This window comes from Psychroflexus planctonicus (assembly GCF_014640195.1).
Taxonomy (GTDB): Bacteria; Bacteroidota; Bacteroidia; order Flavobacteriales; family Flavobacteriaceae; genus Psychroflexus; species Psychroflexus planctonicus.
In genome coordinates, this window is sequence record NZ_BMGM01000008.1 from 156,421 (window position 1) to 168,599 (window position 12,179).

The following is a 12,179-nucleotide window of genomic DNA, read 5'->3' on the forward strand; positions in this document are numbered from 1 at the left end:
AAATACTCAGGTTTAAAGTTGTAAACCAAGAGAAGCTTTTCCTACGATGGAAGGGCTTTTTTATTTTTCAGCCTTTACGATTTCGGATAGCATTCCGTGAAATATAAAATAATGAAAAGGCAACATACTGTACCAATACAATCTACCTCGTAATCCTTTAGGTCTGAAAGTTGCATTTTGATGTACCACGTTATCCGAATCAATATAAAATTCCAACCAAGCTTCACCAGGAACTTTCATTTCAGCAAACAGGAGCAATCTTTTTTCTTCCTTGTCGGCCATGAGTACGCGCCAGAAATCCAATGCATCTCCAGGATAAATGTTTTGTTTGTTAGTTCTACCGCGGCGTAAGCCTACACCGCCCGCAAATTTGTCTAAGTATCCACGAATTTTCCATAAGGTATTGGCATAATACCAACCCCGTTCGCCACCGATAGCCCAAATTTTTTCTAAGGCAAGTTCAGGGTTTTCGGCTTTCATCTGTTGGTGATCTTTCAAACAGCCATAGGTTGGAACACGAACATATTTGTTTAAATCTCTTTTGGAAAACCGACCGCTAACCTTAGAATCTTTCCAACTGGAAATCACTTGATTTTGTTCTATTTTGGTAAAAGCCATTTGAATGGCTTCTTCATAAGTAAATGGTTCTATGTTGAGCATATCTTGAAGTCGTTTGTCTTTGCTCACTACTTCCACGCGCATACTATCTACAAGATTTACAGCTAATTTATAGGATGTTGCGGTTACAAAATACAACCAATAGGAGGAAAGCTTGGGCGTCATTATAGGAACGTTGATGATGGTGAGTTTCAAACCCCTGACTTTAGCATATTTCTGCATCATGGCTTTGTAAGTCAAAACGTCTGGACCGCCAATATCGAAGGATTCATTGTGACATTCTTCTTTTCCGATTACGCCAACTAAAAATTGCAACACATTCCGAATAGCAATGGGTTGGCATTTGGTATTGACCCATTTTGGGGTAATCATTAAAGGCAATTTTTCACATAAATCGCGGAGTATTTCAAAAGAAGCGCTACCTGAACCTACGATGATTCCTGCACGTAAAACCGTTAAATTGAAATTCCCTTCATATAAAATCTCTTCTACTTTTTTCCGGGATTCCAAGTGTTTAGACAATTCTTCTTCATTTATAATTCCACTTAAAAATACAACTTGTTTGATGTTGGTTTGCGCTAGATAGGCATTGAAATTTTCAGCGGTTTTGCGTTCTAAGTCTTCAAAATCAGTAGTAGAACCTGACATGGAATGAATCAAATAAAAAGCAACATCAATGTCTTTTGGGATTTTTCCATGTTGGACATCTTCCAGAAAATCAATTTCAACTACATCAATTTCTGCGCGGGTTTCTTTATCAATAGAAAATCGGTCTTCACTACGTACAGCGCAAACCACATTGTGTCCTTCTTTTAATAAAGCGGGAAGCAACCGCATACCTATGTAACCATTAGCTCCCGTGAGTAGTATTTTCATGTGTTTTTTTGTTAATTAGGGTGTTGCAGCTTAGCATCGTATTGTTCTAATTTGAAGTTGAGCAGCTTCTGCATGAATTTATGGTGTTGCTTTTCCTTTATTTTCACTTTAATAAAATAATCGTCTCTATAAATGGAATAAACGTCGCTTTGACCTTTGTAAATTTTCAATTTGTAAAATGGAATGACCAAGGCGTAGGTTTCTAAAAGGGATCGAAATGTCACTAAAATTCCATTGGGGCGCATTTCAATTCCGCATACATTTTGGTTGTTGTCCAACACCAACAAATTATGAATTTGAATACTGGTAGAATCGATAAACATTTTACCAGAACCAATTCCTTTCATTTTAATGCGTTCTACCAATGAAAAAGGTTTGCCCACGGCATCATCAATTTGTTTCTTTATTTTCGGGCGATTGTAAGAGACGTTTAAAAGCATTTTTGTTTTAAAATTACACAATTCTATCTGTACTTTCCTTAAAGCCTTCTAAAATTTGAATTATCTTTGCATTTCAAAAAATTCAGCATGCATATTCAGGAAAAATTAGCTTCAACCATCACACAATTTTTCAAAGTAGAACACCAATTGGATGTTACTCAATACGATTTTCAATCGACTAGAAAAGAGTTTGAAGGCGATGTTACTTTGGTTGTGTTTTCTTTACTAAGATACCTGAAAACCAATCCGGTTGCCTTGGGTAATGCGATTGGTGAATTTGTAGAAAACAAGCTCGATGAAGTCGTTGGCTTCAATGTAGTGAAGGGTTTTTTGAACATCAGTTTAAGCGATGCTTATTTTTTAACTGAATTGCATTCCATTACTGCCGATGAAAATTTTGGTCACCTAAAAGGAGATTCAGAAAAAATGATGGTAGAATATTGTTCACCCAACACCAACAAACCTTTGCATCTTGGGCATATCCGAAACAATTTATTAGGTTATTCGGTTGCTGAAATTTTGAAGGCAAGCGGAAAAGAAGTCATCAAAACCCAAATTATCAATGACCGTGGAATTCATATTTGCAAAAGCATGTTGGCTTGGCAGAAATTTGGTCACGGCGAAACACCGGAATCAACTGGCTTGAAGGGCGATAAATTGGTGGGTAACTTTTATGTGAAATTTGACCAGGAATACAAAAAACAAATTGAAGAACTCAAACTGAAAGGTTTGGATGAAAAAGAAGCCAAAACCCAAGCTCCGTTGTTAATTGAAGCACAACAAATGCTTCAAAAATGGGAGCAAGGCAACGAAGAAGTAGTAGCACTTTGGAAAAAAATGAACCAATGGGTGTACGAAGGTTTTGAAGAAACCTTTAAAAATTTAGGAGTAGATTTCGATAAAAACTATTATGAGAGCGACACTTATTTATTAGGAAAAGATGTGGTTGCTCAAGGTTTAGAAAGCGGAGTTTTTTACAAAAAAGAAGACGGAAGCGTTTGGATTGACCTTACTGATGAAGGTTTGGACGAAAAGATTGTTTTGCGCGCCGATGGAACCGCTGTATATATGACGCAAGACATCGGTACTGCCATTCAACGTGTAAAAGATTTTGCTGCAAATGGAATGGTCTACACCGTAGGAAACGAACAAGATTATCATTTTAAAGTCTTGTTTTTAATCCTGAAAAAATTAGGATTTAAATGGGCAGACAACCTGTTTCATTTAAGTTACGGAATGGTGGATTTACCATCTGGGAAAATGAAAAGTAGAGAAGGAACGGTGGTTGATGCAGACGATTTGATGGTAGAAATGACAGACACCGCCAGAAAAATTTCAATCGACTTAGGAAAATTAGATGGCTACAGCGAAGCTGAAAAAGAAGAACTCTACCGAAAAATAGGATTAGGCGCATTGAAGTATTATATCTTGAAAGTAGATCCTAAAAAACGAATTTTGTTCAATCCAGAAGAGTCGGTAGATTTTCAAGGAAATACAGGACCATTTATACAATATACCTACGCCCGAATTCAATCGATTCTGAAAAAAGCTCCAGCTTCAACTGTAGTTTCAGAATATGTTTTTCACGAAAAAGAAAAAGCATTAATCAAGCAATTAAATTTGTATCCAGAAACCATTCAGCAAGCAGCGAGTCAGTATAGCCCTGCTTTAATAGCAAATTACACCTACGATTTGGTGAAGGAGTTCAATTCTTTTTATCAAAATGTAAGTATTCTAGGAGCGGATGATGATGCACAAATTCAAGTGCGTGTAGCCTTATCTAAAAGTGTGGCGAATGTGATTAAGAAGTCTTTTGGACTTTTGGGAATTGAAGTTCCTGAGCAGATGTAAGGTTTTTGTTGGTCTCAAATTTAGTTAAAACTAAGCACTTTAGTGCATCCGCTTTAGCTTCTAAAAACTTATTAAACGCGACGAATTCACGAATAAATATGGTTTGTAATTTAAAATCATTAGTGCATTGGCAAAACAGAATTTTAGTCTGCAATCAAACCTATGGACTTAAGTTCATAGTGATTGAGTTATTTAATTTATTCTAGATTTCGGATGCTTTTCAAATATTCATCAGCAGTCATAACAGGAATAGAAGATTTTTTGAAGTCTTTGCCGTTTCTTGTAATTATGATTTCGCAATCAGAATCAAGAGCGCAATAATATTGTAGTGCATCTTCAAAATCACTAAAGGAAGAGTTTAAGCTTTTTTCAATGGTAATTTCGTTTATATTACTTATTTGACTTATGATTTTAAATTTTCTCAACTTATTTTTTGCTATTTCTGGAGTTTCAATTTTTGAAAGAAAATAATTTACAGTAGCAAATGAGATAGGTGAAACAAAAAGAATTACTTTACCCTTCTCGGCTAAAGTTGCCAACTTTGCTATGGGTTCATAAAACAATTCCCTTTCACCTAAAAAGTCAAGCATGATATTGGTATCAATGAAGAGTCTATTTTTCATTTGTATTTTTCCAATAAATAAGTTGAATATTCTTCTTTATAATCTAAATCCACAGGAATAGTCTTGCCTGTAGCAATACTTTTCACAAAAGGGGAAATTTCAAATTCATCTTTCTCATTTTTTGATGTTAAAGATTGAAGGTAAAATTCAACTATTCTAGATAAACTCATTTTTTTATCTGAAGCATACTTTTTAGCCTTTTCGATAATTTCCTGATCCAGTTTTAATGTAAGTTTTGTATCCATAGTTAATAAGTTATACGTACAAAAATAACATTAAAATCCGTATTATTCAATTTGCAATTAAAATATGCTGATAGTTGTATGTAAATCAAGAATTTAAACTGTTCAATTATAAAAGCAAGTTTTTAAACCATTAGCAGTGGCTTATTCTTTCTTATCCCGCTGCAAACTCCAATACACAATTCCAAAACCAATTACAATAAAAGGAAGACTAAGCAATTGACCGGTGTTGAAAAGCCAATCGGCTCGCTCAGCTACTTGTGGCTCTTTTGAATATTCTACGATGAAACGGATGATCCACAAAATACTAAAGAAAATCCCGAAGGTTAGCCCCAGTTTTTTTCTGATTTCGGTTTTCCAATACAGTAAATACAAAAAGACAAACAGCAATGCATAGCAAGCTGCTTCATATAATTGAGAAGGATGTCTTGCAAAATCTTCACCTAGTTGAACAAAGATAACTCCATAATCTGATCCTGTTGGTTTACCAATGATTTCGGAATTCATAAAGTTACCGATGCGAACAAAAATAGCTCCAAAGGAAACAGGAACCACAATTCGGTCTAAAATCCAAAACACATTTTTCTGCAAAACTTTTTTACTATATAATAAAGCAGCGATAAAAATTCCTATGGCAGCACCGTGACTTGCCAAACCTTGAAAGCCAGTAAATTCAAATTCTGGAACAAAACGAAATGGCAATAAAATAGATAACGGATCTTGCTGAAATAATTCGTCTTGATAAAAAATAACATGTCCTAAACGCGCGCCAAGCAAAGTACCAATGACGATGTAAGCAAAAAGGCTATCCAGTTTTCGTTCGGATAAGCCTTCTCTTTCGTACATTTTTTTGGTGATGAACCAACCTGCGCCGAATGCGATTAAAAACATCAAGCTGTAGTAACGGATTACAAAAAAACCTAAATCAATTCCTATAGAAGGATCCCAAGTGATGGAATGCAGCATAAATCAAAAATTTTGGTAAAGATACATTTTCAATAAAAATAATAGGGTTTTGAACCATTAATGTGTTTAATAATTGTTTATTGGTTTAATGCCGATATATATTTTAAGGAGCATTTCTGCGACATTTAAAATAATAATCGGTATAAGCTCAATTTATCGAATTATCCTTCGTTTTATTTTTCGAGGGCGGAACAGGGTCGTAGCCCGAACTTCCCCAAGGATGGCATTTGGATATGCGTTTTAAGCTTAACCAAAAAGCCATAAATACGTTGTGTTTTTGAAAAGCTTCTAAGCTATATGCAGAACAGGTTGGTTCAAAGCGGCAGGAAGAAGCAGTAAATGGCGAAATTCCGTATCGGTAAATCTGAATAAGTAGGATAAACGGAAACGCCAGTATTTTCTTCAACACATCTTTAGGGTTTTACAATAAAATCGGTTCCGTCTTTGTGGTCTTTCAATTCCACACCCATTTCAAGCAATTGGTCACGAATTTTGTCGCTAGTAGCAAAATCGCGATTGGCCCTTGCTTCCGCCCGTAAGTTAATCAACATATTCACCAACGAATCTACCTGAGTAGAATTTTGGTCTTTTTTTACAGAAGCTTCCTTAGTTTTTAGCCCAAGTACATCAAAAGTGAAGCTTTGCAAAGTATCTTGAAGTATTTTTCGATCAGCTTCAGAAATCTTTTCTTTTTTAGCTTTAATGGAATTGATCATTTTTACTGCATCAAATAAATGTGCAATTAGGATAGGACTGTTAAAGTCGTCATTCATGGCATCATAGCACTTCTGTTTCCATGCTGAAATGGCTACGGAAGAATCTGCAGAAGTAGGTAATTTCTCAACTTGATCAATCGCTTCCATCAAACGGTCAAATCCTTTTTCTGCGGCTTGAAGTGCTTCATCTGAAAAATCTAGAACGCTTCTGTAGTTGGCTTGTAGCATAAAAAAACGAGCAACTGTTGGAGCGTAAGCTTTGGAAAGGTGCTTGCTGTTTCCCGTAAAAATTTCTTCAGGTAAAATGTTGTTTCCCGTGCTTTTTGCCATTTTCTTACCGTTTAGCGTAAGCATGTTGGCATGCATCCAATAGCGAACGGGGTCTTTTCCTGTGGATGCCTTTCCTTGAGCAATTTCACATTCGTGGTGTGGGAATTTCAAATCCATTCCGCCACCGTGAATATCAAATTCTTCCCCTAAATATTTGGTGCTCATAGCAGTACATTCCAAGTGCCAACCTGGAAAACCAACACCCCAAGGCGAAGGCCAACGCATAATGTGTTGCGGTTCGGCTTTTTTCCACAAGGCAAAATCTTGAGGGTTTTTCTTTTCAGATTGACCTGAAAGTTCTCTTGTATTGGCAATTAAGTCTTCTAGTTTACGGCCGCTTAAAATTCCGTAATGGTTGTTTTTATGGTATTCCATAACATCAAAATATACGCTGCCGTTGGCTTCGTAAGCTAAACCTTTATCAAGAATGGTTTTGATGATTTCAATTTGTTCTACTATATGACCAGTTGCTGTTGGTTCGATACTCGGAGGAATGTTATTGAATTCACGCAAAATATCGTGAAAATCTACGGTGTATTTTTGCACTACTTCCATAGGTTCTAACTCTTCCAAACGTGCTTTTTTGGCAATGCGGTCTTCACCTTCTTCGGCATCGTTTTCCAAATGACCAGCATCAGTAATATTTCTTACATACCTAACTTTATATCCCAAATATTTCAAATAACGGAAAACCAAATCGAATGAAATAAAGGTTCGGCAGTTTCCTAAATGAACTTTGTTGTAAACGGTTGGACCACAAACGTACATACCTACTAAACCTTCGTTTACAGGAGAAAATTTTTCTTTTTTAGAAGTTTGCGAATTGTAAATATAAATTTCTTGTTGGTTGTATAAAGCCATAAGTAAAGCTTAAAATTTGGTGTCTAAGGTAATGTATTCTAAAAATTCTTTACGTGTGTTTTTTTCTTTGAATTTTCCGCCAAATTCGCTGGTAACGGTTGAACTTTCAATATCCCGAATACCACGAGAATTTACACAAAGGTGCTTGGCATCGATTACACAAGCCACGTCTTCTGTGTCTAAGGCAATTTGTAATTCCTTTACAATTTGCATAGTTAAGCGTTCTTGTACTTGCGGACGTTTAGCAAAATAGTCAACAATTCTATTCATTTTAGATAGCCCAACAACTCTTCCGCTAGAAATATAAGCAACGTGAGCTTTACCTACAATAGGAAGTAAGTGGTGCTCGCAAGTTGAATATACGGTGATGTTTTTTTCAACTAACATTTCTCCGTATTTATACTTATTTTCAAAAGTGGATGCTTTGGGTTTGTTTTTTGGATTCAAACCAGAAAAAATTTCATTAACAAACATTTTCGCTACTCGGTTAGGAGTCCCACTAAGGCTATCATCTGTCATATCCAATCCTAATGTGTGCATAATTTCAGCCACGTGATGATTTATTTTTTCTCTTTTTTCTTCATCCGAAAGATCAAATGCATCTGTTCTTAATGGTGTTTCCGAAGATGTTCCTACGTGATTATCACCTATTTCAGTGACTTTTTCGTCTAATTTCATATTCAATAAATGTAGTTGCAAATATATGTTTTTTACGCTTTTAAGGCTTTTAAGTATTGTTAGAGTTATAATAATTATTTATTAGCTACATGTTTTGTTATATTTTCATTATTTTTCGGCACTCTTAAATTTTACGTATGGACACATTTAAATACACAATTATTTTATTTTTCATAGGACTTTCTAGTTTGTTTGCTCAGGAAAAAATCGGTGAAGCAAATGTTGAAAATTTTGAAAAATTTGTTACTGATGTCTATCTTGATGCTACTCAGGATGCTATTAAAAGCAACCAAAAGTCAATTGATTTCTATAAAGGAATTTTAGAAAGATTAGCCTTTTATGAAGCATCTTCGTTTCCAGAAGAGCTAACTTTAACTAATATGTCTAGTGTTTATAAAATTAAACAATACAATCCGAATTTAGATTTTAATCTTCCTGAAGATTATAAAGAATTCAATCCGTACAAATATAAATTGAATACCTATAATACAGAGGCTATTTATTATTACTCTGAAAGCACTAACTATATTATCGGTCTTTTACCCATTTCACAATAATTAACACACAATGAAATATATTTTACTTTTTATTTCCCTAATAAGCCTTACAGTTAATGCTCAAACCAATATTATCGATATTATTGATGGTGATGGTTTTGCTAGTGTTTCATCTTGTGAAGATTCATTTTTCATCAACAACGAAGACAGTAATTTGAGCGGTGTAGATATTGTGTTCACTATTTGTCCTGATGATGACACGCAAATTAGTACCTTGGATTTTACTGCATTCAACATTCCTAGTTTGATTGATTTTACTATTTATGATGGAGACGATATAACAGCCAACGAAATTCCTTACGACGGTTCGCTTGGTCTAGTATCTGCATCTGATGCTGATGATAATCCAACCGGATGTTTAACAATACAAATTGAATCAAATTTTGTGCCAGCATTTATTTCTGCTGAAATTGCTTTTGATGCGGGTTGTCGTGAACCTTGTGAAGACATTCCTTCAACTTTAGTTAGCCTGCAACCATCAACTTTTAATGCTACAACTGGGAATTATGAAGTGGGAGATTTTATTCCGGTTACTATTGAAGTTGACCACGAAGGTCTAGATAATGAAAGTTATACTTACGAATGGGATTTTGGTGATGGAGAAACTGCTACAACAGATGAGCCGTTTGTGCAACATGCTTTTGAAGCGGTTTTAGAGTATACCGTTCAAGTTACCGTAATTGATCAATTTGGTTGTGAAACTTTAAATACAGATTTAGCTAGTGTAGAAGTAATTTCAAGAACCAGTGATTCCTGCGCAGATGCACAGCCTTTTTGTGCCGGTGGAGAGTTGTTTTTCTTTCCAAATATCAACAATCAAACTCCCGGTGGTGCTACATCAGCAGAACCTGGACCTGATTATGGTTGTTTAGGTTCTCAGCCTTATCCAGCTTGGTTTTACATGGAGGTGGAAGGTTCAGGAGATTTTGAATTCCTTTTAGAACAAGACACTTCATCAGATTTTAATAATCCCACATTAGACGTTGATTTTATTATTTGGGGACCTTTCGATTCGCCTGAAGGAAATTGTGACAATCTAACTTCAGCCAATGAAGTAGATTGTAGTTTTTCTGCAGCTCCGATAGAAGATATGACCATTCCAAATGCACAAGATGGAGATTTTTACATTGTATTAATTACAAATTACAATCAAAGCCCTGGTTTTATCAGTTTTCAGCAAACCAATGCTGGTGAAGCGGGAGCAGGTGTTTCTGGGTGTCCTATTTTAGGTGATGATGTAGATTTATGCGTTGGTGAAGAATATACCATTACTTCATCGCTTCCTGCAGATTTGGTTAGTGATCAAATTCAATATGTTTGGGAGATTTTTAATGAAGATACAGAAGAGTTTGAAGTTATTCCTGATGAAGATGAGTCAACTTTAGTTGTTGAAAGTCCTGGGGGAACCTATAGACTTACAGCTACAAATCCTATAAGCGGAACTTATGTTGACGGAACAATAGATGTCAATTATTTTGATTCACCTGCTTTTCAGAACGAAATTGAAGATGTAGAGCTATGTGAAGAAGAGTTAGAAGATGCTGAAGTAAATTTAAATGAAGTAGGAGTTAATGTAGATGGTATAAACCAAGATGATTTATCAATTTCTTTTTACACAACTGAAGCTGATGCACTTGATGGAACAAGCCCTATAATTAACCCTGAAGCTTACCAACCAGCAAACGAATTAGAAACCATTTTTGTACGTATTCAAAATGATTTATTAACATCCTGTTCAAGCATAAGTAGTTTTGATATTATAACTACTATTTTAAATATAGGCGAACCTTTAGTAGTTGAGCCAATAGATCCGAATGATCCTACATTTTTTGATCTTACAGAAAATGATGATATTGTTTTGGATGGTCAAAGCTTAGATGATGTTGAGTTTGCATATTTCGAAACAGAAGAAGATGCATTAAATTATGAAAATCCTATTGCAGACCCATCAAATTATGATGCAGGTCAAGAGAACACTGCATTTGTTGCCATTCGTAGTTTAGAAAATTTAGACTGTATTTTAGTACGTTCTTTTGAATTATTTGCTTGTAACGAAATTGAAATTGAACAAACCATTGATTTAAACCTGTGTGGTGATTTTTCTTTTACTGAAACATTCGACTTAACTCAAAACAATCTAACATCAATGGAAGTTAACGATCCAGATGATGTTGAAAGTGTTCAGTACTTCCTAACTGAGGCAGATGCAGAAAATGAAGTCAATGAAATAACCAATGCAACTAACTATCAGTTGCCAGAAGATATTCAAACACAAGACATTTATGTTTTAATCACTAGAACTCAAGAAGCTGGTGGATGTTCAAGTGTTTTTAGTTTTGAAATTAATTTATTCAACGTCCAAGTAGCCAATCCTTTACCCACGATAGACGAATGTCAAATTGGTGAATCCGGTGAAGGTTTATTCAATTTAACCCAGCAAAACGGCTTGGTATTAGGAGCTAATCAACCTGCTGCAGACTACAGCATCAGTTATTTTGAAGAATTTGCGGATGCTAACGGCGGGGTAAATCCAATTGTAGACCCTACTGCATTTGAAAGCGCACCCCAAGAAATTTGGGTACGAATAGACAATGTAAATAGTGTTGAAGATTGTTTTGCCATTGATAGTTTCCAAATCGACACGATAGAAACCACCGATGTTAACTTAGAAGTCACTCCATTAGAAGCCTGTGATGAAAACAACGATGGATTTTTCTCAGGATTTGATTTAGCTAGTCGTGTAGACGAGATCAACTTTTTAGAAGACCCAGAAGTACAAGTGAGTTTTCACCCTACTGCATCAGATGCAGAAACGGGCCAAAACCCATTGGCATCACCTTATGCCAACGTAGAACCAAGTCAACAAACACTTTATGTACGTATTTTCCAAGAAATAGAAGACTTGCAATGCGTCCAAACCACCACCTTAGATTTATTCGTTTATGATTCACCTTTACTAGAAGAAATCGAACCGATAATCGCCTGCGACACGAATGAAACGGGCATTCAATTTTTCGATTTAACCCAAGTAGAAGAAGATTTATTTGTCGAAGGTCAAAACACGGAAGACTTCGAGATCAGTTACCACCTAAGTGAAAACGCCGCCAACAACAACAGCGGACTGATTGGCACCCCGACGGCTTACCAAAACCAAACATCACCACAAACGGTTTATGTACGCGTAAGCGATCCCGCATCACCGCTAGACTGCTACAACATCGAACCGATAGAACTCATTGTCGATCCATTACCAGAAATCACCCCACCAACCTTATTAGCGGAATGTGACGATGTGGAGAGCGGCAGTACGACCGATGAAACATCGAGTTTCGACTTAAGTCAAAAAATCGAAGAAATCACCAATGCGAATAACGCACTCGAAGTAGTCTTCTACGCCAACGAAAGCGATCAGGAAAACAAC

General features: G+C 35.8%; 11 protein-coding genes. 3 read left to right on the forward strand and 8 right to left on the reverse strand.

Annotation, left to right across the window (positions count from 1 at the left end; translation table 11 throughout):
* Positions 1-60: 60 nt before the first annotated feature.
* Together IEV72_RS10130 and IEV72_RS10135 are read right to left on the reverse strand one after the other, a co-directional pair.
* Positions 61-1,494: an SDR family oxidoreductase gene (locus IEV72_RS10130; RefSeq protein ID WP_188458986.1), complete on the reverse strand. Its 1,434-nt coding sequence runs from the start codon at positions 1,492-1,494 to the stop codon at positions 61-63.
* 11 nt (positions 1,495-1,505) lie between these two features.
* Positions 1,506-1,934 carry a hypothetical protein gene (locus IEV72_RS10135; protein ID WP_188458987.1) on the reverse strand — a complete coding sequence of 143 codons (429 nt, stop codon included), beginning with the start codon at positions 1,932-1,934 and terminating at the stop codon, positions 1,506-1,508.
* Positions 1,935-2,021: 87 nt separating this feature from the next.
* Here IEV72_RS10135 and argS point away from each other — a divergent pair, with 87 nt between their 5' ends.
* Positions 2,022-3,785, forward strand: a complete 1,764-nt coding sequence (gene argS / locus IEV72_RS10140; protein WP_188458988.1) for an arginine--tRNA ligase — start codon at positions 2,022-2,024, stop codon at positions 3,783-3,785.
* A 197-nt stretch (positions 3,786-3,982) separates the two neighbouring features.
* Here the strand turns inward: argS and IEV72_RS10145 are convergent, their stop codons facing one another.
* The 6 genes from IEV72_RS10145 to folE form a co-directional block, all read right to left on the reverse strand.
* Positions 3,983-4,408 carry a type II toxin-antitoxin system VapC family toxin gene (locus tag IEV72_RS10145; RefSeq protein WP_188458989.1) on the reverse strand — a complete coding sequence of 142 codons (426 nt, stop codon included), beginning with the start codon at positions 4,406-4,408 and terminating at the stop codon, positions 3,983-3,985.
* On the reverse strand, positions 4,405-4,653 hold the full coding sequence (locus IEV72_RS10150; RefSeq protein ID WP_188458990.1) for a DUF6364 family protein: 249 nt from the start codon (positions 4,651-4,653) through the stop codon (positions 4,405-4,407). The genes IEV72_RS10145 and IEV72_RS10150 overlap by 4 nt, the downstream gene beginning before the upstream one ends.
* Positions 4,654-4,794: 141 nt before the next feature.
* Positions 4,795-5,616, reverse strand: a complete 822-nt coding sequence (gene lgt, locus IEV72_RS10155; protein WP_188458991.1) for a prolipoprotein diacylglyceryl transferase — start codon at positions 5,614-5,616, stop codon at positions 4,795-4,797.
* 148 nt (positions 5,617-5,764) lie between these two features.
* The gene (gene yidD, locus IEV72_RS10160; RefSeq protein ID WP_229731878.1) at positions 5,765-6,025 is read right to left on the reverse strand and encodes a membrane protein insertion efficiency factor YidD; all 261 of its coding nucleotides are present in this window, start codon (positions 6,023-6,025) and stop codon (positions 5,765-5,767) included.
* Between the two features lie 4 nt (positions 6,026-6,029).
* Entirely contained in the window at positions 6,030-7,523 is a 1,494-nt protein-coding gene (cysS, locus tag IEV72_RS10165) for a cysteine--tRNA ligase (protein ID WP_188458993.1), read from the reverse strand.
* A gap of 9 nt (positions 7,524-7,532) precedes the next feature.
* Positions 7,533-8,201, reverse strand: a complete 669-nt coding sequence (gene folE / locus IEV72_RS10170) for a GTP cyclohydrolase I FolE (protein WP_188458994.1) — start codon at positions 8,199-8,201, stop codon at positions 7,533-7,535.
* 137 nt (positions 8,202-8,338) lie between these two features.
* Between folE and IEV72_RS10175 the strand changes: the two genes are divergently transcribed.
* Both IEV72_RS10175 and IEV72_RS10180 read left to right on the forward strand, forming a co-directional pair.
* Positions 8,339-8,758: a hypothetical protein gene (locus tag IEV72_RS10175; protein ID WP_188458995.1), complete on the forward strand. Its 420-nt coding sequence runs from the start codon at positions 8,339-8,341 to the stop codon at positions 8,756-8,758.
* A gap of 10 nt (positions 8,759-8,768) precedes the next feature.
* Positions 8,769-12,179: FIDD domain-containing protein (locus IEV72_RS10180; RefSeq protein WP_188458996.1), on the forward strand; the 3,411-nt coding region annotated here is incomplete at its 3' end.